Source organism: Fictibacillus nanhaiensis (assembly GCF_023715445.1).
Lineage (GTDB): Bacteria > Bacillota > Bacilli > Bacillales > Fictibacillaceae > Fictibacillus > Fictibacillus nanhaiensis_D.
Window position 1 is genome coordinate 22,413 of record NZ_JAMBOD010000009.1, and the last position, 21,252, is coordinate 43,664.

Consider the following 21,252-nt stretch of genomic DNA (forward strand, 5'->3'; position numbering starts at 1 on the left):
GCTTCTTGCAAGGCATGTGACGAGGAACACGCCACTTCAGGATTTGCTTGTAGACGCAGGAGCACAAATACTTCCTTGAAGGTGAGACTCTTAATGCTACTACATAGCGCCGAGGAGGCTCACCGCACGCCCCGCGGAAAGCGAGCATCCTGGAGTGGAAATCAACGTCTTCTAATAGCCAAAGATTAAAGAGCTTACAGTTAAGGGGTACTTATGAATAACAAACTTGTCGAGATCGTAGAATTAAATGCAGAAAACTGGTATGAATGCTGCACGTTAGAAGTAGCAAAAGATCAAACAGGTCATATTGAGCCCAATGCGGTTTCAATAGCACAATCTAAATTTGAGACGACGTTAAAACCTTACGCTATTCAGTTCGAAGGAAAAACAGTTGGATTTCTCATGTTTAATACGGTTGAAGAAGAGCTTGGCGGGTATTGGATTTATCGAATCATGATCGATAAGAACTACCAGCAAAAAGGGATAGGGAAAATCGCAGCACAGCTTATGATTGATAAGATGAGTACGCTGCCTAACGTTAAAAGAATTGTTGTGGGTTATCATCCAGAAAACTTAGGTGCACATCAGCTATATGCTAGTATGGGATTTGTTGATAACGGCGATAGATTCGGCAAAGAAATGGCCGTTGTTTTAGAGGTTAAATAATGCTTTTTGGCTGCCTGTTTAGGGCAGTCTTTTTTGTTGAACAAGTGACAAAATATATGTATCAGAAATTGTATAATTAGCGTTATTCATGATACAATCCTTTTAAAAACGCTGTATTCGTAAACATTTTTGGTATTTTTTGTTGAATACTCTTCTTTGACTTTTTGATAGGAGCGGAAGGTGCGAGACTCCTGCGTGCCATCCACCTGAGTATGCTTCTTGCAAGGCATGCAACGAGGAACACGCCACTTCAGGATTTGCTTGTAGACGCAGGAGCACAAATACTTCCTTGAAGGTGAGACTAAGGATGCAAAGCGCCTAGGGGGCTCGCCGCACGCCCCGCGGAAAGCGAGCATCCTGGAGTGGAGATCAACATAGCAACCATGATTGAAGAGATTTTATTTATAAAGAAAGAAGACATTCTATAGCAATTTCTTACAAAGCTTCTAATACCCTCATCTTTTTACTCCTTTTTTACGAATATTTGTTGAGTGATCAAAAGAGATTCTTATTTGATAGAACTCCTCATGTTGGAGTTCTTTTGTTTTGTTTCATTGATTAAGGGAACGGTATTTTAAGGAGTGATGGATAGATGGGAAGATATAAACAAAGAGAAAAAAGCACAAAGAAAAGAAATGTTGTCCTGTTCAGTGCATTAGGTGCAGTACTCTTAGCCTTATTGTTTTTGCCGAAAGACGCATTATTAATGGGCAACGAAGAAGAAGAACCAGTGAAAAAAGAAACCAAGGAACCAAAACATAAAGTTGTAAAGCTTCAGCCAGACAACGAGAATGCCTATAAAGATGATGAAAAGAGTTCTGATGATGATAAATCTTCTCAAGCAGCTACAGAGGAACAAGAGCCATCAGAAGAGATTGGCATAGATCCTGAAAAAGAGGCTGACAAAAAAGAGAAAGCAAAAAAAGCTGAAGAAGAGAAAAAGAAACAGCAAGCAGCTGCCGATAAGCCCAAAATTAATGAGCCAATCGGAACATCACAAACGGGAACACATACATCTAGCTACGAAGAAGGCAGCGTAGATTGGAACGAAAAGCTTAAAGCCATCCGTCTTGCTACTGGACTTGATGAAAACATGACCGTTTGGAAGATCGCAAACGGCGGAGGACCACAAAAATCAATCGCAGAAGTTAGTCCGGACGGCAAGCCTGGTGAAAGATATACCGTAAACCTTGAGTGGGTTGATCAAAAAGGCTGGAAAGTAACGAGTGTGGACAAGTAAGGTTCAATATTTATTTTTAAGCTGGCTCTAAGTAGAATAAGTAGTTCCGATAACGTGGAGAAAACTTAAAATCGCAGTCCAAATAACAGTCGTTTTCGCAACATAAATAGCAAGCGAACTAACAATACAATTAACACACCAAAAAAGCTTGGGATATCCCAAGCTTTTTGTTATTAAATGTGTAGTTCTTATTCAATTAAAGCCCTGTTAGTATAAGTACATTTTTTCACAATCTTGCTATTGAAAGTAGAACAAAGGAGACTCCATTAAAAGAAAAGTTTCATCAACAATCACAATCTTTCTATTTACTTCAAATTTATTTAAATAAATCTCTTTAAATATTCGCCAAATATTTTGTTCATAACTTTGGGGGTGTTTTCTAAATAAATATTAATTTGTTCAATGTTCGATTCGAATTTATCAGAGTTACTTTCTTCTGTTGGAAAATCAGATATTCCTTTTATAATAATGCACTCAACATCATTCTTCTTACAGATATAAGCAATTGCACCCGCTTCTGTATCGGCTATTATTATTTTATTTTCTTTAAGTTCTAAATAGTCCTTCCACAGAACTACTGCTTTATCAGCGGTGCCAATTGTTCCGGTATAAATATCATTTCCATATTTTGATAGTTCAATATCGACTATGAAGGATTGTTTAATAAAAGGCTCAATTTCTTTTACTGTGCAATCATATTGAACGGCTTTATCGGGTACAAAAATATCCAAATTACTGAACTTATCATCTATTCCTGCACATGTTCCAGCAACGATTACTTTAGTTAAATTAAATTTAGAAATCATATACTGATTACCACCAACACCATTTACTTTTCTTACACCGGTACTATAAAAAACAAGCTCAGTATCATTAATTGTTCTCATGAAATACTCGCCATAAGGATAACCGAAACGTTCGTTATCTTTTATGCTAAAGTATTCCAATGTCGCTTCATATTCCCACTTCGTCGCTATACTTATTCCTATCATTGACTTCACCCTACTTTTTTTATATAAAGAACTCTTTATTATCCATTAACACCGACTTCTTGCAAATCCATAATTATATAGATTTTTTAAGCTAACCTGCCCCGTTAATTGAAGAACTGAATTTTCATAATCTTTAAGTATATTTTACCTCATAATGTTATAAATCCTTGAGTTTTCTTGGAATAGTATAAAATCACATCTCAAATAACAAGTAAAATAGCACCCTAACTCGCACGATGACAATATTCACTGTCAAGTCGTTATTCGGGGTGCTATTTGCTATGCTATTTTATTGTTATTATCTTATAAAAGGATGATAAATCAACAAAAACAACCATGCGATTTACCGTGCTAAAAGGTATGCTAATTCATATACCACTTGCAGTGTTTCTCCACGGAAACGGAACTACTTATAATTAGAAGAGCCAGCTTTTTTTGCTTTTTAACGAGTGATTATCGTGAAACTATTGCCTTCACTATAAACCGATCTTGCTTTACATCAAAATACCCGTTTGATTGAATGCACTGATGAATCTTATAAAGTTGATGAATATAGTTGTCGTGCTTATAATCAGGAATCTGCCATGGTATTGCTTTTAAGTAGTAAAGGAGAGCGCCAATATCATAAAAGCGCTGCACCGGAAATTCTTCTTTTGCCTCTATAACTTCAAATCCGTTTTCTTGTAATTCTTTTACCGCATAGGATAACTTCCAGTGTAAGAACTCATGATTAACAGGTGCGCCCAATGCTTTATTGATATCCGTACAATCGCTACCGCCAACCTGCTGAGTTACAAAGATTCCATCATCAGTCATAATTCTGCGAACTTCACTTGGAGAATAGGATTCATGCTTATTAATAATCAGATCAAACTGATTATCATCAAAAGGCAGTAAGTCATCCTCACCGATCTGGTGTACCTCTATGCCTAAAGGTTCAAGCCGTTCTCTAGCTACAGGAACATTCGGCAGATAGCCTTCAGTTGCACACACTTTTTCCGGAAAGGGCTGGAGCCTCGATAAGAGCTCACCACCGCCAGTCCCCATATCAAGCATTGATGTTGATTCTTGAATTAGAGGCAACATCATGCTGCCATATGACCATGAAAGCATTCCATTGCTCATTCGACCAGTATCTGTAATATATGAAAAATCCCAGCCCGAAAAAGGCTTTTCAATATCTTTTAAATAACTTTCAAATGACTTATCTTTTAACATACTTGCACCTCCGCGATTTTTTAAATGATCTTTACATATAAGCAACCGGAGGTCCTCTGCATAAATAGCGTTTTTATATATCATGTTCAAATGTATTCATTATTTACTCCTTTTACATAGATTCTATTGATTAATTATTCTTCTTAACGATCCATTTTCCTTTAAAAAAGCAGGGTTCTGAATCTTCTTGTCGAAATTTAGCAGACGCGATTTATTAAGGAGCGAGTGGATGAAGGATAGAAGGATGGTTCTATTTGGAGCAGCTGCACTTATTCTGCTCATTTTGGTTGCTAGTCGAGGTGATCAAAGTTTTGCCCAATACATACGATCATTTGCGGACACAAAAATCTCTAATAAAGAAGTTCTTTCGGAACAAGAAATCATGGAGCTCGCTTATTTTTACGAGCATGTGATGAAGAAATCAGAGAAAGAAGCAACACTAACTGCCATTGATACTTTATTAAAAGACAAGGCAGTTCAACAAGAAGCCGAAAAGCAGAAGCTGAGTGTTTTAGATGAAGAAGTTCAAAAGACAATCAACTTCCAAATGGAACATGCAAAAATGACAGATTCCCCAGAATTTACATCATTTCTAAACGCTTTAGATTTAACGATTGAGGACTATTATCAAGATTATGCTTATGAAAAGATCCGTGGAAAGTTACTAGAGAATAAATTATTTCAAGAGGTTACAAAAGATATTCAAGATCCTGAAGAAAAAGGCAAGGTATGGAATAAGGAGAAACAAAAACTAATTAAAAAGTATATGGCCATGAATCATGTAGAAATCGAGCAATTAAAAAAGAAGTATCTGTAACTGGAAAATTGTTCTTTTTTGAATCGTTTTTTTGAAGACCCTTCGCTGACATGTTGATTGGAGCGCAAGGTGGGAGAATACGACTAGTGTAGCGGGGCTATTGAAGAGCGGGAGCCTCGTTTTAGCCCCGATCTCCTGTTACTTGTTGATGCAGTTTTACGGTACGTGTTCTTATATTTATTACACATTCGCTCAAACTCATCGAGTTTCGCTCAAAAAAGCATAGTTACGCTCAAGATTCTCTCGCTACGCTCAAACTACCTTTCGTTTCGCTCAAAATCTTCCTTTTTCGCTCAAAGTACCTCAGCGGCGCGGAAAGCGAGCATCCTGGAGCGGAAATCAACCCTTTCCAAAAGTTTACGAATACAGCCTAAAGAAATGAAGGAGGAACTCGGACCCATCATGCCATTGAAATGTTGGATTATCACATTTGGGCAAATAAAACATTGTTTAAACGATTAGTAGAGCTGCAAGATGATGTTTATTATCAAGAAATTCAAAGTGTATTTTCTACTATTTCAAAAGTAGTTTCACATATGTACATTGTGGATCAACTCTGGTTTCACATCATCTCTGGAGTAAGTATGAGTGAGGCCCTTGAAATTGAAAAAGTAGAAACGAATACGAAAAGTATTGAAGAAATAGTTCTTATGTTTCAAGAGTTATACGATCGGTATAGAGTTTTATTAAACAATCAAGTAGACTTGGATAAAGTGACAGTGTTGGATACTCCATGGGCTGGACGGAGAGATACTCTGAGATGGTCATGCACATTGTTACACACGGTTCTTATCATCGAGGTAATATTACGGCAATGCTCCGTCAAATGGGCCACGCTTCGGTTACAACAGATCTAACTAGCTATTGGTATTCGGGTTGAGCATAAAAGGAGAAACACATGAAAAAGATGTTAATCATTGCTTTGATTTCTATCGTAATACTGTTTGCAATCGCCTATGGTCTTCTGAAAATAAGCGGTTCCAGAGATTTTCAGTTTTACGGGGGAATTGTAACGAAAGCTGAAACTACGGAAAAGGTAGTTGCACTCACATTCGATGATGGCCCAACTGATAACACGGATGAAATTTTATCAATCTTAAAAGAGGAAAATGTAAAAGCTACATTTTTTGTTACTGGACGTGAAATCGAAGAGAACTTTGAGGAAGCTAAAAAGCTAGCAGAAGCAGGACACGAACTCGGCAACCATTCATATTCCCACAAACGGATGGTCTTAAAAACACCATCTTTTATCAAAAATGAAATTGAAAAAACGGATGAACTCGTCAGGAAAGCGGGTTACGAGGGAACGATCCAGTTTAGACCTCCAAATGGTAAGAAACTCATTCTTCTGCCTCGTTATTTAGATAAGCACGATCGAAAGACGATTCTATGGAATATGGAGCCAGATTCTTATCCAGAGATTGCGTCTGATTCAGAAAAAATTGTTATGCATGTAAACGAAAATATTGAACCCGGTTCCATTATACTTCTGCATGTTATGTATGACAGCCGAGAGGAATCGATGAAATCTGTGAAGGGTATCATTACTGAATTGAAAGCGAAAGGGTATAAGTTTCAGACAGTCTCTGAAATGCTGGAATAAAAAGGGGAGCGCACTCTTGCAGAGTGGGCTCCTTTCCTATATGGCTGGAATTATTTTGCGACAAGTACTGGCTGGTGTGCGTCTGATACAACTTTTTGACTGACGCTGCCTAGAAATAATTTTTTAAATCCGCTATGGCCTCGGTTTCCGATGACGATGAGATCGATGTTATGACTATCCGCATACGAACAAATTGTAGCATGCGGGTCTCCATGCAGTAATGCTGTTGTTGTCTTTATCCCAGGCTCTACTCTTCTTTGTGCTCTGTTAAGAATTTCTTCTCCATGACGTTGTTCCGTGATTGCAGCTTCCTTGACTTCCACTGTCGTGTTAGCCATGCCTACTGGATAAACGCCGCCGTAAAGTGGAAGAGGTACTTCGTTCGTCACATAGAGCATTGTTAACTCAGCACCCGTATTCCTGGCAATTTCAATACCGTTATGCAGTGCGACAAAGCTTCCTTCAGAACCATCAACTGCTGCGAGGATTTTTTTATATAACATCAGGCGATCTCCTTTCATGCAGATTTGGCAACTAATTTCAAAAAAAGTTACCTTATAAAAAATATTACCCCTTGAAATTTTATGTAAACAAATTCCGGTTTTCTGTCACAAAACAAAACCCTTTCTCGTCTTGTTTGTAAAATCAGAAAGTGGTGATTCCATGAAGAAATATGATGTTGCAATCGTAGGTGGAGGAATTGCAGGATTGACAGCTGCCGTATACCTGGCCAAAGCTGGTCTCTCTGTGGTTGTTTTTGAAAAAGGAAAAGAACTTGGAGGGCGTGCTCAAACCGTTAATAAAAACGGAGCTCTATTTAACCTTGGCGGTCATGCATTGTATAGAGGGGGAGCAGCAGAAAAGATCTTACAGGAACTTGAGATAAACGTTTCTGGAAAAGTTCCCGATACTAAAGGATATGCCATATGGAACAATGAACTCTTAGAACTGCCAGATTCGTTAGGCAGTATGTTAAAGACTAAATTATTATCGTGGTCTGGAAAAATAGAGCTTGGCAAATTAATGCTGAAACTTCGGAAAATAGATGCCTCATCCATTAAACCAATGACTTTACGAACATGGGCAGAAAAAGAAATTAAAGATCCAATGGTTCGTCATGTGTTTTATGCATTATGCAGGACATCCACCTATTGTATCGACCCAGATCAGCAAGTAGCAAGTGCAGTAATTAAACAGGTACAGCTCGGTATGAACGGTGTACTGTATATAGACGGCGGCTGGCAAACGATAGTAGATAAATTAAGAATGAAAGCTGAAACAGCAGGTGTGGATATCCATACAAACAAAACCGCTGCTTCTATAGACTGTAAAGAAATGCACCATATCCATTTTACAGATGGAGAAAAGATCGAAGTACCATACGTTATGGTGACAGCTGGGCCAGAACAAACTTGTAAACTTGTAAAAGGAGCCGAACAAACGCTGCTTCAGGATTGGAAGCAACAGGCTCAACCCGTTTATGCAGCATGTCTGGATGTAGCTTTAAATAAGCTTCCCAATCCGAACCATAACTTTGCAATAGCTGTGGATCAGCACATATTATTTTCGAACCACTCCAGAGCTTCAAAGTTAAGTAATGATGGATCGGTGGTACTCCAGCTTATTAAGTATCTTGGAACTGAAAAAGAAAGCAATGCTAAGCTTCACAAACAAGAGCTTGAAGAAATCATGGATCTCATGCAGCCAGGGTGGAGAGAGAAAGTAATTGCTCAACAATTTCTCCCGCAAATGACCGTTGTCCAAGATACCATCACAGTGGAAGACAAACATTATTTTGGTCCTTCTATTCCTGAAGTTCCAGGACTCTATATAGCAGGAGATGGATCAGGTCATGGAGAAATGTTGGTGGACGCAGCATTTGCCAGCAGCAAAAGAGCAGCACAGGCAATCATTCAAGAGTTCGAGTCAGAAGAATGGTATCAAAGGGAGGCATGAGTGTGAACAAAACAGAACAACTTTTCTTGTTCCATCGCCCTTTGTTATTTTCGCTCGCTTACCGTATGTTAGGCAGTGTGCAAGATGCAGAGGATATTGTCCAAGATGCTTTTATCACACTTAATGGGACCTCAACAGAGCATATTGAAAGTCCAAAAGCATATCTTTGTAAAATCGTTACTAACCGTTGTATTGACTTATTAAAATCAGCTAGAAAACAAAGAGAAACGTATGTCGGTCCATGGCTCCCAGAACCCCTTATAACGGACAATGAAAATGATCCAGTACAAAACTATGTAATGAAAGAGTCTTTATCAACAGCATACCTTCTTTTATTAGAACAATTATCAGAAACAGAACGTGCCGTGTTCCTGCTTCGTGAAGTTCTTCAATATGACTATGAAACGATCGCAGATATAGTGGGTAAAAGCAGCAGCAACTGCAGGCAAATCTTTCATCGAGCAAAAAGAGCGATCGGAAACCGTTCACATAAAACGGACATGACACCTGCCAAAGCAAACGCACTTACAGAACAGTTCGTTTCTGCAGTAATTACAGGAAACGTTAGCAAACTATTAAGCTTATTAGCTGTTGATGCAACACTACTATCGGACGGTGGAGGAAAAACGAAAGCAGCCCTATTCCCAATTATGGGGGCAGAACGCATCTCACGTTTTTATATGGGTATCCTTGCAAAAACAACGGGAGATTTCTCTTTCAAATATACTCGTGTTAACGACGAGCCGGGAATCATCTTGTATTTGGATAACAAAGTATTTGGAGTCCTTTCCCTTCAAATACAAGATAACTTCATTCAAAATATTTACTGGGTAGTCAATCCCGACAAACTTACACATATTTATTAACTTAATCGGAGGTACACATGAAGCCAATCTTGCTAGATTTCCCAACAGAATTCACAACAGACCGCCTATTAATCCGCATGCCAATGCCTGGTGATGGTAAGGTTATGTATGAGGCAATAAACGCTTCTATCGAAGAGTTAAAGCCATGGCTGCCCTTTGCTCAAATGGAACAAACAGAAGAAGATGTGGAAGTTAACATACGCGAGGCACATTTGAAATTTTTGAAACGAGAAGACCTGCGGCTACTCGTATTCCTTAAAGATTCCGGTGAGCTAGTGGCATCGTCTGGTTTGCACCGTATTGACTGGGACATACCAAAGTTTGAGATTGGTTATTGGATTGACTCCAGACACAGTGGCAAAGGCTATATGACAGAAGCGGTACAAGGAATTACCGACTTTGCCGTGAACGAGTTAAAAGCGCGTCGTTTGGAAATTCGCTGTGACACTAGCAATATTAAGAGTGCTGCTATTCCTGAACGATTAGGTTTTACTTTGGAAGGCATACTTCGGAACGACTCGTTAGAAATCGGCTCGACTACTAGACTAAGAAATACGAGTATTTATGCGAAGGTGTTTTAATAGGAGGAGCATTCTTTGATAAGAGCAGTTTTTTTTGATCTTTATGAAACGCTAATAACGGAGTGGGACGGTGATCAGAGAAAATCAGTGTATTCCACAGAACCATTAGGACTTGATAGGAAAATCTATAAAGCTGAGTGGAATAGACGCAGAGAACTGCGGATGAACGGTACTTTTCCTGATCATCAGAGTGTCCTTAGAGATATATTAAGTGCACAGGGAAGAACGGTTGATTCTGACTTGATCGAAAGTGTTCACCAAGAGAGGGTAAGAGCAAAGAAAGTTCCTTTTGAAGAGATAAACCCTGAAATACAGGAGCTTTTACAACAACTAAAAGAAAGAGGATTAAAAGTAGGTCTTATCTCTAATTGTGCACCTGAAGAAGTTATGGCATGGAGCTCTTGTGAACTGGCAAACTACTTTGATGAAGTCGTATTTTCTTATGAAGTAAAATACGCAAAACCAACTCCTCAAATTTATAAAATAGCTGTTGAATTACTTGAGGTTATCCCACAAGATTCCATTTTTATAGGAGATGGAGGGGCGAATGAACTCGTGGGAGCAGCAAAGGCAGGTATGACAGCTTTTCATGCCACCTGGTTTTTACCGGATACAATTAGTGATAGGATTAGAGAGTTTCCAAAACTAAAAAAGCCTTTAGATCTGTTAACCAATAAACTAGCACGCTAATTACGTGCTAGTTCTTTTTGTTTTGTGGTCAAATTTTAAACTCGAGGAATAATTGTAAAAACTTTTGGATTGATTCATGTAGAATAAATATTATCAATAATTTAGCAAAAAAGGTTAAGAACGAATGGATGTTCGTGGATATGATAGAAGCAGGGTAGGTGATAGGGATGGATTATGAAGTTTGTATTCAGCGGACACTGGATTATATTGAAGAGAACTTGCACGAGCGGATCACACTAGAGGAGCTTGCAGAGCTCGCTTGCTTCTCACCTTTTCATTATCATCGGGTGTTTCATTTTCTCGTAGGGGAATCCGTCATGGACTATGTCCGGAAGAGAAGGCTCGCACACGCAGCTCTAAGATTGCTAAACTCTGATGAAAAAGTGATTAATATCGCAATGGATCTTGGGTTTCAATATCACGAGTCATTTAATCGCGCCTTCAAAAAGTTTTATGGCATCTCTCCTAGACAATATCGGCGTGCAAATTTCAGTCTGGATTCCCTACATCAAAAAGCTTACCTGAATATGAACCGTTATACAGGAGGAATTGAGATGGAAATGAAACTCATTACAAAACCTGCGTTCCACATCATTGGTTATGACTTAAAAACAAGCAACACAGACGGAGAAAACAATCGTGAAATACCAAAGTTTTGGCAGCACTATATGACGAACAATCTCGGAGCGAAAATTCCAGGTCCCCTTCATAAAAACCAAGAGCTTGGCCTTTGTACAGATTACAACACGACAACGGGTGAGTTCGTGTACATGATCGGAATGGAGGTCGCGGAAGGTACACCAGTTCCGGAAGGCATGTCTTACAGAAGTTTCCCTGAAATGGAGTATGCAGTGTTTACCACTCCAAAAGCGACAGAAGAAAACTTCCCTTCAACCATTCAAGCAACATGGGTTGAGATTTTCTCAAAATGGTTCCCCGATTCAGGCTACGAACACCATGGTTCAGTAGAATTTGAGTTATACGACGAAAGATGTTACGGCAATGAAAAGCAGATTGATATTTATATTCCTGTTAAAAAACAGAAAGTGAAAGTATAAGAAAGAAGGCAGCCAGAAATCGAGGCTGCCTTTTTTCGTTTTTCAAAAAAAGAATTTCCCATGTTTTGTCGAATGACTAAAGATACAGAAAGAATTGGAAGGAAGTAGCACATGGAATTTATCATTAAGCAAAATGTTTTCAGTAAAGCCCTTTCTGATGTTGGAAAAGCTGTATCATTAAGAACGCTTTTACCCATATTAGCTGGTATTAAGATTGTAGCAGACAAAGATGGGATCACCTTAATTGGCAGTAATTCAGATATCATTATTGAACGAACAATCTCAGTAAATGATGACAAAGTAGAGGTGATTAAAACCGGGAGTGTGGTGGTGTCTGCCAAATATTTAGTGGAACTTATTAAAAAGTTACCTGAACAGATCCATATTAAATCTACTAATAATCAAATACATATAAAAGCGGGGACAGTAAGCACACAGTTTAACGGTTTCCAGGCGGAAGAATATCCTTCACTTCCTATAATTAATGGCGATTCCATACACATACCAGCAGAAGAATTGAAGGACGCTGTCAAAACAACAGCTTTTGCCACAGCTAAAAATGAAACAAGGCCTGTTCTAACAGGAGTTAATCTTACTTTTACAGACAACTCACTCACTTCTGTTGCCACAGATTCTCAAAGGTTAGCTTTAAAGAAAAGCGAAATAGACAGCACAGGTGAAGGAAGTTTTGTCGTTCCTAGCTCGAGCATAGACGAACTGGCAAAACTCGTAAACCATTATTCCGGCATGGTAGAGATTCAGTCAGCAGAAGGATACATTCATTTCAAAACAGATGAATTCGCACTGTACTCCAGATTGATCGCAGGTCATTATCCAAACACATCGGCTCTTATTCCAACAGAAGTAAAAACTACGCTTGTGTTAAGCAAAGAGACGCTAATCAAAGGGATTGACCGTGCCTGCTTGTTTGCCGGGGAATGGAAAAACAATAACGTCTCTTTAAGCATTCATGAGCAAAAACTGTCCATTTCCTCTGGTTCTTCCGAAATGGGGAACATTCAGGAGCTTCAAGAGATTTCGTCTATTGATGGGGAAGAAGAGTTAAAGATTTCAGTCGACGGTTACTTCTTGCTTGATGCCTTAAAAACAATTAAGGATTCAGAGATCAAGATAAAATTCAGCGGTTCGATGAAACCGATCGTTATTGAATCAGCAGAAGAAGAATCATCTTATCTTCATCTTATTTCACCTGTACGATCTTACTAAGGGGTGCTCAATGAACATTGTGAACGGAGAATATAAACTCAATGTAAATGGTATTTATCACTGGGTGAAAGTTGACGGTGCTGAGAAAAAAACAACACCTTTGATTCTCATTCATGGTGGCCCAGGTGGCAACCACTACAATTTTGAACGAACAGCGGGACAAATGCTGGCAGAGGGAAGAACAGTTGTATATTACGAACAAAGAGGTTCAGGAAGAAGTGACACCCCTCAATCTGAAGAAGAATTTTCGATGAATTTGTTAATCAGTGATTTTAAATTATTGAAAGATTTACTAGGAATAAAAAAAGCAGACTTATTAGGGTATTCTTTTGGAGGAGAGTTAGCACTTGAAATAGCTTATGCTTATCCAGATGAAATAGGAAGATTGGTACTTTCAGGACCAAGTCTCATGTACTCTAATATTCAGCAGCTAATTCAGCTACAGGGTTTCATGACTGTAGCTGAAAGTCCAATGCTGGAAAGAATTGAGACAATATTAAAAGAAAATAATTCGTTAGAAGAAAAATATAATCAAGTATGGTCAATCGTAGATACAAAAACTATAGATCGATTTTTGTTTGAAGATCAACGAATTGCAGAGATGAATCGAAAACTTTGGGAAGAAAGCGGCTTAAGAAACACAGGACTATTGATGAAAGCTTTATATAAACATCCGCCTAAGGAGCCGCTTTTAAATAAGCTAGAAAAGATAAAACATGAAACATTATTAATCACAGGGGTGCATGATAGAAATACAGGACTAAGCGTTTCAAAAATAATACAGAATAAGTTAAGTAACAGTAAGATGGAGCTTTTTAATAATAGTGCACACTTTCCTGATATGGAGGAGACAGAGAAGTTTGTAAAAAAAGTAGTAGATTTTCTAAAAACGAATGGTTAAGGAGTCTTTTATGAACATCGTTCCAAATTCAAAAATAGATAAAACAAAAATCAATCATTTTTTCATAGAACATTGGGGTAGTCCGGAAATGGTTATTTCAAGCGGAACGTTTCAATGCAATGAATTAGAGGGCTTTGCCGTTTTAAATGAATTAGAAGAAATCATCGGACTAGTTACATACAAAATTCACGGTGGTATTTGTGAGATTATCTCATTAGATAGTTTAGTAGAGAAAAGAGGAATAGGGTCCTTATTGATAAATAAGGTGGAGAAAATCGCTCAGGAAAAGGATGCTTCACGTGTAAAAGTAATCACAACTAACGATAATTTGAACGCTGTAAACTTCTATCAAAAAAGAGGTTATCAAATAATTGAAGTACTCCCTAATGCAGTGGATCAAGCTAGAAAAGTTAAGCCCGAAATTCCTTTTACTGCTGATAATGGAATTCCAATACGTGATGAAATTGTTTTACAAAAGTGCTTAAGTGAAGACCGCGGTATAAGGAGTGATATAAAGTACATCACTGATGATAAAATCAGCAGAAGTGTTTTTATCGCTAGTAAACAGCGTTTGGCCAGGGAACTTTCATGAACAATTTACATATGAAGCATTGCAAAGAACGATTAACGTAACAGCCTGACAAAATGATAGATTAATTGGCTGTGTTCGTATTCTAACAGATGGTTATTTTTTTGGAACGATTTCAGAGATACTCGTCCTTCCTGAATTTCAACAAAGGGGGATTGGGAAACGGCTCATGGAACTCGCCTGGGAAGCCAGTCCGACTTCATTGTTCTTGGGGGCGCAGCCTGGGAAAGAATCTTTCTTTGAAAAGCTGGGATATACAAAAGGAATTCAATCATTCCAAAAGAAGAAGGAACGCAAAAAATAAATGGAGACTATCATGCAAAAACAACTACCGATAGTACGTTTGAGAAATTTAATCATAGAAGACACAGATGATCGTTTTAAGTGGTGTATGGATGAAGAGGTAACTAAACATCTCAACATGCCTGATAAATATCCGCCATTTACAATTGAAGAGACGAGAATCTGGATTGAGATGTGTATCAATAAAACAAATGGATATGAACAAAAAGCCATTCTTACAGAGGATGGAAAGCATATTGGCTGGATCGATCTGAAGAATATCGACTCATTAAATAAACATGCAGAATTAGGAATCACGATTGGTGATAAAAATTATTGGGGCAAAGGGTACGGCATTGCTGCAATGAATGAAATGTTGAAGTTTGGATTTCAGGAAGTTGGTCTTAACAAGATTTGGCTTAGAGTAGAAGTGGATAATGAAAAAGCGATTAGTTCTTATAAAAGACCAGGATACGTGGAAGAAGGAATCTTGAGGCAAGATCGATTAAGAAAAGGAACGTATGTGGACAGATTAAGGATGAGCATTTTGAAAGAAGAATTTTTAGTGGAAAAAATAATAAGATGAAAGGGGACTGACTCTTCTAATGAGGTCAGTCCTTACTCGTATAAGGATAGTACGGAATCCGCCATTTGTTTAACAGAATCAATTAGGGATATTGGTTTAAGGATTCTGATTTGATCACCAAATCCTAGGATATATGCCTTCGCTTCTTGCTCTGTATCAAAGGAGAGCTTTACAGGAATCCATCCATTTTCTTTTGGGGTCCCGGTATTCAGCAATTGAACAAAACGTCCTGTAAATGTTAACCGTTGCATAATAGAAGGGGATACCTCCACGTCTACTTCAAATACAGGCAAGTTTTCAACAAAAGTTTGTTTCGATTGATTCCAATATTCTGCAAGCTGAAATTCAGCCGGTCTACTGAATGAATCACTCGTTAATTCCGCAGATTTAATTCGAGATACTCTAAAGTTTCTGATGTCGCCGCTTGATATCGCGATCAGATACCACGTTCGTCCTTTTGCAACCAATCCCAAAGGCTCAACAATTCGTTTGGATGTTTCTTTGTTTGCTTTTTCGTATTTCATCTTTATTTTTCTTTCTTCCCAGATGGCTTGCTGCAAGATGCTTAGTGCCGAAAGTTCTTGGCTTGATTGCCTCCATGTATCGGTATCAATATGGACGCGGTTCCACATATCGTCAGCGTGTGTTTGAAGAGCATTCGGAAGGGATGCCAAAAGCTTTTGCCGGGCTTCTTTCCAGTCTTTTGTAAAACCGAGATCACTAAGCAATTGAAAAGAAGGTGAAAGAAACAACGTTTTCAACTCGCTTTCTTTTAATCCTGTTAGTCTGGTTCTATATTGATCGACAAGTCTCCACCCGCCATGTTTACCGCGTTCAGCTAGTACAGGAATACCCGCTGCACTTAATGATTCCATGTCACGATGTATGGTACGTTCTGTTACTTCTAATTCTTTGGCTAATACTTTCGTTGTCATTTTTTCATGATTTTGCAGCAATAATAAGATGCTGATTAATCGATCTGCTCGCATAATAAAACTCCTGATTTTTTAATATGACATTAGGTGTCAACTTTAAAGATTATACTAAAGATAATTCAAAAAAGGAGCGGATGCAAATGAAACCTTTAGAAGGAAAAATAGCACTTGTAGCTGGCGGTACACGAGGGGCTGGACGCGGTATCGCGATGGAGTTAGGTGCAGCAGGAGCAACCGTTTATATTACGGGAAGAACAACACGCAACGAAGTTTCTGAATACAGAAGACCTGAAACAATCGAAGAAACAGCGGATCTCGTAAACGATCTAGGTGGTATTGGGATTCCAGTTCAGGTGGATCACCTTGTGCCAGAGCAAGTAAAAGTATTGATCGAAAAAATTGAAAGAGAACAAGGCAGGTTAGATATTTTGGTTAACGATATCTGGGGTGGAGAAAATTTGATTGAGTGGGATACACCTGTTTGGAAACATTCACTTGAAAAAGGTTTACGTATGCTCCGTCTCGCTGTTGATACGCATCTTATAACCAGCCATTACGCGCTTCCCTTGCTAATAAAAAACGAAGGTGGACTGGTGATTGAGATAACAGACGGTACAAAAGAATACAATGATAACAATTATAGAGTTTCAATGTTTTATGATCTTGCCAAAAGTTCTGTAAACCGAATGGCGAAGGCTTTATCACACGAATTATCTCCTTATAATTGTACTGCTGTTTCCTTAACACCAGGCTGGATGCGTTCAGAGATTATGCTTGAGGTTTTTGGTGTAACGGAAGAAAATTGGCGTGAAGGTATTAAGAAAGATCCACATTTTGCTATATCCGAAACACCCAGATTTATTGGTCGGGCAGTTGCAGCAATAGCAGGGGATAAGATCCGACATGAACTGAACGGGCAGTCTTTTTCAAGCGGAGAACTTGCAATGAAATACAACTTCAATGATTTAGATGGTACACAGCCTGATTGTTTTCGGTATTTGGTTGAAGTGTTGGAGGCAGGGAAACCAGCAAATACAGAAGGGTACAGATAAAGAGAAAAGGCGTATTTTGTATACGCCTTTTTTATCTAAATTGATATAACATCTGTCTTTTCTTGCATAAATGACGCAGGATTTAACTCTTCACTTTCAATGACAATAGCAGTTAAACCTGTTTTCGTTGAGGTTTCGTGGTATTCATCTTTGATCCAAAATGCGGCTTCCCCCGCTTTGATTGGATGGAATGCATCATCTTCACCGCGTACAAACCCTTCACCGCCAACGACAAGGAGAAGCTGAGGAACTACTGCCTGATGATACCCGATGAATCCATCTTTCTCAAGATGCATGCATCCAATATGAGCTGGCTTATCCGTTTGTATGATTCGGGATATTACAAAATCTGAATCGAACTTTGTTATATGTTTACCGACCTCTTTGTTGAAGTTAAAAATTTTCATAGTAAACCTCCATTATTAAAACATATAGGGACCAACAGTGGAACATAAACATGTTGCAGACCTTACTCTTCATAAAAAAACAGGTTTGACCTCTCCAACACTTCCTGCTGGCAACTCAAGTTCTTTTACTAAGTTTGATAGGTTAAAACAGAAAAAAACTATAATAAAAGGTCTTAGCTTTTCGCCGATTTTTCTCATAGAACATATCCCTTGGTTCAGATTTCGACATAAGTCCATAATTTTCCTTTTTTGTATAACCGCTGCAATATATAATGGAAAAAAGTAGTGGAGGCCAACTTGATGAAGGGTAAGAAATCTATAAAGATGTTCCGGTCATAGAAACCGAACGGCTTATTCTTAGAAAAATAACGTTGAACGATCTGGAGGACATGTTCGAATATGGATCAGATGAAGATGTTTCAAGATATGTAACTTGGGATACGCATAAAACGACAAACGATACAAAAGATTTTATTGAATTTGTATTGAGCAATTACGAAAAATGCGAGGTTGCGCCTTGGGGAATTGAACTAAAAGAAACCGGCAAGTTAATCGGAACAGTTGATTTTGTTTCTTGGTCGCCTCATCATAACAATGCTGAGATCGGCTATGTTCTTTCGAGGGCATATTGGGGCATGGGTATTACTACGGAAGCAGCTAATGAACTCATCCGGTTTGGTTTTGATCATATGGAACTCGTGAGGATTCAGTCACGGTGTTTTATAAAGAACACAGGTTCAGAACGCGTGATGGAGAAACTCGGGATGACTTTTGAAGGTATCGTTAGGAAAGGTATGTTTGCAAAAGGGAAACATCAGGATTTGAAATTGTACTCGATTTTAAAAGAAGAGTTTACGAGGTTAGTATAGAAAAGATTTAATTGAAAGAGGTGAAATGTTGAGAAAATTAATAATAGCTTTGTCAGCTGTATTATGTTTAGCTGCTTGTTCACAAGAGGAACCACAGCAAACCAAAAAAGCAGATAAAGTTAACTCTGGTGAAATCATAATCTCGTATAGTGGAATTGAGAATGCAGATCGCTTTCATGAATTTACGAAGCGTATTGCCAAATATGAAAAAGATGAAATACGTATGATGCAGCGAACTATTGAAGGTGATCCAATCTATCAAAATGTCCAGTTTGACGGTCAAGACTATCAATATACACACGATAGTAGGGAGGACGCGTATGGAACTAAAGAAGTAACAAAAGATAAATGTAAAGATTTTCGGGTTATAGAAACAAACACGGAAACAACAGTACTTTTAGAGAAATGTCAGAAGAGAGGCAGTATTGAACTTTTTTATTTGAGATACGATACCTTAAAAGAAGATCGTTTCGATTTTGCGCTTAAATATGGTGAGAATCTTGAAAAGATGATTGATACGAACAAAACGGAACTCCCTAACAAAGAAAAAAACATCGTGTTTAAAAACCTAGTTTACATTGATTTTTTAAAGGATAAAAAGCTGAAGAAATCCTGTCCTGATTCAAACATTCAATATGAGCTGACTGTCTGGATTAATGGAGGCAAAAGACATTACAAATGGTTTGAATGTGATTCAGGCAAAGACGCGAAAGACTTAACAGGGGTTGCAGACACGATTATAAAAGTACTAGAACATAAATAATAGTAGAGTTATTAAATGAAAAGCTGGCACAAATAGAGGATTTAATTGTTCTATTGGTGTTAGTTTTTTTATTTTATTAATTTTTCTTTTTTCCACGCTAAAAAAGACTACTAGGGGTTGGAAATTAAAATGTTACGGGGTGAAACGACAAAGAATTGGGGTGTAACTCGCCTCTACCGGGCGAACGTGTAATAAATAAAAGAAAAAGCACTATAGCCAAAGGATATCGGTAACAAATTCTCAAAAAACAAAAAGATGTCTTATCGAAAGGACATCTTTTCCTTATGCTTTATTTGAATTGCTGTATATTTGCTTTATTCCCTACTAAAGGGAGCATGATATCAAATGTTGTTCCTTTGTTCAATTCACTCTTAACGGAAATACTGCCTTTATGGTTTTGAATTATCTTGTAGCTGACCATTAATCCCAAACCTGTTCCCATCGCTTTTGTCGTATAGAACGGTTCACCGATTCTTTTCACTTGTTCTTCAGACATGCCGACACCGTTATCTTCAATCGATATTTTGATATTATCGTTGACTACAGCGGTTGAAACCCGGATAACCCCGCCGTTCGGCAATGCTTCCATCGCATTTTTAAATAAGTTCACAAAAACCTGTGTGAGTTGATTCTTTTCTCCATGCAAAGTCACATCTTCATTTGCAATATCATTGATGATCACGACATTTTTTAGGTTTGCTTCTGCTTCAAGCAGGTAGATCACTTTCTTGAGGATATCTGTTAAATTGCATTCATTAAAATAAACCGCATGTGGCTTTGCCAATACCATAAATTCGCTGACAATGTAGTTGATCCGATCTATTTCAGTAAGAATGATATCTGAATATAGAGCTTTTTTATCCGCAGTTGTTTCTTGCAGAACTTGAACTAACCCTTTAATGGTCGTAAGCGGATTTCGAATCTCATGGGCAAGTCCTGCTGCAAGTTCACCAACTAATGAAAGCTTTTCTGACTTAAGAAGCATCTCTTCTGTTTTCTTTTGTTCTGTAATATCATATTGGATCGAGATATGCTTATAGGTCTTCCCATCAAAATTCAAGAAAGGAATAATGGTGGTATCAACCCAATACAAGGTCCCGTCTTTCGCTTTGTTGCAGATTTCACCCTTCCACACTTTTCCCTGCTGGATCAAGTGCCAGATGTTATCAAGGTACTCTTCAGTATGATAGCCGGACTTGAAGATTTCTCCATGATCTTTTCCTATTAATTCGTCTCTCGAGTATTTCGAGATTTTACAGAAATGGTCATTCACATAGGAAATTGTGTTGTTCGAATCAGTTACCGCGAAAATGGTTGCCTCATTTAATGCGAATTTAAAATCTTTTAGCTCTTCTAATGTAATAATTAAGTCTTCATCTGTTTCTGTATTATACGAGTTTATTGTATAGTTGTTAATTAAAGAACTTGTTGCGTGATCTAATAACGGATCAATAATTTTTAAGATTTCAAGCAGTGCAGAGGATGGTAGTGTACTATCATTAATTTCATTATGTAGTACATTTAGAATGATGCTACGGGAATAAAAAACTGAGTTTAAATAATAAGTTAATGAGTATTCGTGGGGAACTGCTTGCTCTCTTAAGTCTGCCCACTGCTGAATATATTCTTGAGCCTTCTCGAAGTCTTCACATAAAGCATAACCCAAATGCTGAAATAGCTTGCTGCGCCACTCAATCATTTCTATCCTCTCAGGTTCAGGTGAATGATTTCTTAGTTTATGTATCTCGGTTATTTTATTTGCTAATAGATGACTGCGCATTTGCAGCATATAACCGAACAAACTTACCTCTGTATTCACGTTCCTTCACCTCTCGACAAAATCTGAATAATATTTAATTAGACATTTTAGTAACAATTCCCTTTATTTCAATTACAATTGACATTTTGTTTTTTCCAAAATATACTATTAAATGAAAGAAGTCATACGGGAAAG

Annotated in this window: 22 protein-coding genes and 2 pseudogenes; 18 read left to right on the forward strand and 6 right to left on the reverse strand. The window is 38.0% G+C overall.

Annotated features, from left to right (window positions below):
• Positions 1 to 213 precede the first annotated feature (213 nt).
• Together M3196_RS18295 and M3196_RS18300 are read left to right on the forward strand one after the other, a co-directional pair.
• Positions 214 to 666, forward strand: coding sequence for a GNAT family N-acetyltransferase (locus tag M3196_RS18295; RefSeq protein WP_251323784.1), 453 nt, complete (start codon positions 214 to 216; stop codon positions 664 to 666).
• 592 nt (positions 667 to 1,258) lie between these two features.
• A complete protein-coding gene (locus M3196_RS18300; RefSeq protein WP_251323785.1) occupies positions 1,259 to 1,906 on the forward strand; it encodes a YrrS family protein in 648 nt (215 codons plus the stop codon).
• Between the two features lie 320 nt (positions 1,907 to 2,226).
• On the opposite strand, the gene M3196_RS18305 is transcribed toward M3196_RS18300, so the two are convergent.
• Both M3196_RS18305 and M3196_RS18310 read right to left on the reverse strand, forming a co-directional pair.
• Positions 2,227 to 2,898, reverse strand: a complete 672-nt coding sequence (locus tag M3196_RS18305; RefSeq protein WP_251323786.1) for a permease — start codon at positions 2,896 to 2,898, stop codon at positions 2,227 to 2,229.
• 453 nt (positions 2,899 to 3,351) lie between these two features.
• Positions 3,352 to 4,116, reverse strand: coding sequence for a class I SAM-dependent methyltransferase (locus M3196_RS18310; protein ID WP_251323787.1), 765 nt, complete (start codon positions 4,114 to 4,116; stop codon positions 3,352 to 3,354).
• A gap of 229 nt (positions 4,117 to 4,345) precedes the next feature.
• Here M3196_RS18310 and M3196_RS18315 point away from each other — a divergent pair, with 229 nt between their 5' ends.
• The 3 genes and pseudogenes from M3196_RS18315 (at position 4,346) to M3196_RS18325 (ending at position 6,536) form a co-directional block, all read left to right on the forward strand.
• Positions 4,346 to 4,933, forward strand: a complete 588-nt coding sequence (locus M3196_RS18315) for a SurA N-terminal domain-containing protein (protein WP_251323788.1) — start codon at positions 4,346 to 4,348, stop codon at positions 4,931 to 4,933.
• A gap of 413 nt (positions 4,934 to 5,346) precedes the next feature.
• A pseudogene (locus M3196_RS18320) lies at positions 5,347 to 5,813 on the forward strand (DinB family protein).
• Between the two features lie 18 nt (positions 5,814 to 5,831).
• A complete protein-coding gene (locus M3196_RS18325) occupies positions 5,832 to 6,536 on the forward strand; it encodes a polysaccharide deacetylase family protein (RefSeq protein ID WP_251323789.1) in 705 nt (234 codons plus the stop codon).
• Between the two features lie 50 nt (positions 6,537 to 6,586).
• Here M3196_RS18325 and M3196_RS18330 read toward each other — a convergent pair whose 3' ends face one another.
• Positions 6,587 to 7,039 carry a universal stress protein gene (locus tag M3196_RS18330; RefSeq protein WP_251323790.1) on the reverse strand — a complete coding sequence of 151 codons (453 nt, stop codon included), beginning with the start codon at positions 7,037 to 7,039 and terminating at the stop codon, positions 6,587 to 6,589.
• 160 nt (positions 7,040 to 7,199) lie between these two features.
• Here M3196_RS18330 and M3196_RS18335 point away from each other — a divergent pair, with 160 nt between their 5' ends.
• The 10 genes and pseudogenes from M3196_RS18335 to M3196_RS18380 all read left to right on the forward strand — a co-directional run bounded on the left by M3196_RS18335 (position 7,200) and on the right by M3196_RS18380 (position 15,272).
• On the forward strand, positions 7,200 to 8,492 hold the full coding sequence (locus M3196_RS18335; RefSeq protein ID WP_251323791.1) for a phytoene desaturase family protein: 1,293 nt from the start codon (positions 7,200 to 7,202) through the stop codon (positions 8,490 to 8,492).
• Positions 8,489 to 9,358, forward strand: coding sequence for an RNA polymerase sigma-70 factor (locus M3196_RS18340; RefSeq protein ID WP_251323792.1), 870 nt, complete (start codon positions 8,489 to 8,491; stop codon positions 9,356 to 9,358). Before M3196_RS18335 ends, M3196_RS18340 begins: the two co-directional genes overlap by 4 nt.
• A gap of 17 nt (positions 9,359 to 9,375) precedes the next feature.
• Positions 9,376 to 9,939, forward strand: coding sequence for a GNAT family N-acetyltransferase (locus M3196_RS18345; RefSeq protein ID WP_251323793.1), 564 nt, complete (start codon positions 9,376 to 9,378; stop codon positions 9,937 to 9,939).
• A 15-nt stretch (positions 9,940 to 9,954) separates the two neighbouring features.
• A complete protein-coding gene (locus M3196_RS18350) occupies positions 9,955 to 10,629 on the forward strand; it encodes an HAD family hydrolase (protein ID WP_251323794.1) in 675 nt (224 codons plus the stop codon).
• A gap of 167 nt (positions 10,630 to 10,796) precedes the next feature.
• Positions 10,797 to 11,687, forward strand: a complete 891-nt coding sequence (locus M3196_RS18355) for an AraC family transcriptional regulator (RefSeq protein WP_251323795.1) — start codon at positions 10,797 to 10,799, stop codon at positions 11,685 to 11,687.
• A gap of 111 nt (positions 11,688 to 11,798) precedes the next feature.
• Positions 11,799 to 12,914, forward strand: coding sequence for a DNA polymerase III subunit beta (dnaN, locus tag M3196_RS18360; protein WP_251323796.1), 1,116 nt, complete (start codon positions 11,799 to 11,801; stop codon positions 12,912 to 12,914).
• A gap of 10 nt (positions 12,915 to 12,924) precedes the next feature.
• Positions 12,925 to 13,815, forward strand: a complete 891-nt coding sequence (locus M3196_RS18365; protein WP_251323797.1) for an alpha/beta fold hydrolase — start codon at positions 12,925 to 12,927, stop codon at positions 13,813 to 13,815.
• Positions 13,816 to 13,825: 10 nt separating this feature from the next.
• A pseudogene (locus M3196_RS18370) lies at positions 13,826 to 14,299 on the forward strand (GNAT family N-acetyltransferase); the annotation flags it as partial.
• 172 nt (positions 14,300 to 14,471) lie between these two features.
• Entirely contained in the window at positions 14,472 to 14,708 is a 237-nt protein-coding gene (locus M3196_RS18375; protein ID WP_425311031.1) for a GNAT family N-acetyltransferase, read from the forward strand.
• Between the two features lie 12 nt (positions 14,709 to 14,720).
• A complete protein-coding gene (locus tag M3196_RS18380; protein ID WP_251323798.1) occupies positions 14,721 to 15,272 on the forward strand; it encodes a GNAT family N-acetyltransferase in 552 nt (183 codons plus the stop codon).
• A gap of 32 nt (positions 15,273 to 15,304) precedes the next feature.
• Here M3196_RS18380 and M3196_RS18385 read toward each other — a convergent pair whose 3' ends face one another.
• Entirely contained in the window at positions 15,305 to 16,261 is a 957-nt protein-coding gene (locus tag M3196_RS18385) for a helix-turn-helix transcriptional regulator (RefSeq protein WP_251323799.1), read from the reverse strand.
• An 86-nt stretch (positions 16,262 to 16,347) separates the two neighbouring features.
• Between M3196_RS18385 and M3196_RS18390 the strand changes: the two genes are divergently transcribed.
• The gene (locus tag M3196_RS18390; protein ID WP_251323800.1) at positions 16,348 to 17,259 is read left to right on the forward strand and encodes an SDR family oxidoreductase; all 912 of its coding nucleotides are present in this window, start codon (positions 16,348 to 16,350) and stop codon (positions 17,257 to 17,259) included.
• Between the two features lie 35 nt (positions 17,260 to 17,294).
• Here M3196_RS18390 and M3196_RS18395 read toward each other — a convergent pair whose 3' ends face one another.
• The gene (locus M3196_RS18395) at positions 17,295 to 17,666 is read right to left on the reverse strand and encodes a cupin (protein WP_251323801.1); all 372 of its coding nucleotides are present in this window, start codon (positions 17,664 to 17,666) and stop codon (positions 17,295 to 17,297) included.
• A 314-nt stretch (positions 17,667 to 17,980) separates the two neighbouring features.
• On the opposite strand from M3196_RS18395, the gene M3196_RS18400 reads away from it, so the two are divergent.
• Both M3196_RS18400 and M3196_RS18405 read left to right on the forward strand, forming a co-directional pair.
• Positions 17,981 to 18,535 carry a GNAT family protein gene (locus tag M3196_RS18400; RefSeq protein ID WP_338082966.1) on the forward strand — a complete coding sequence of 185 codons (555 nt, stop codon included), beginning with the start codon at positions 17,981 to 17,983 and terminating at the stop codon, positions 18,533 to 18,535.
• Between the two features lie 28 nt (positions 18,536 to 18,563).
• Positions 18,564 to 19,298: a DUF4362 domain-containing protein gene (locus M3196_RS18405; protein WP_251323803.1), complete on the forward strand. Its 735-nt coding sequence runs from the start codon at positions 18,564 to 18,566 to the stop codon at positions 19,296 to 19,298.
• A gap of 289 nt (positions 19,299 to 19,587) precedes the next feature.
• Here M3196_RS18405 and M3196_RS18410 read toward each other — a convergent pair whose 3' ends face one another.
• Positions 19,588 to 21,117, reverse strand: coding sequence for an ATP-binding protein (locus M3196_RS18410; RefSeq protein WP_251323804.1), 1,530 nt, complete (start codon positions 21,115 to 21,117; stop codon positions 19,588 to 19,590).
• Positions 21,118 to 21,252: the final 135 nt, after the last annotated feature.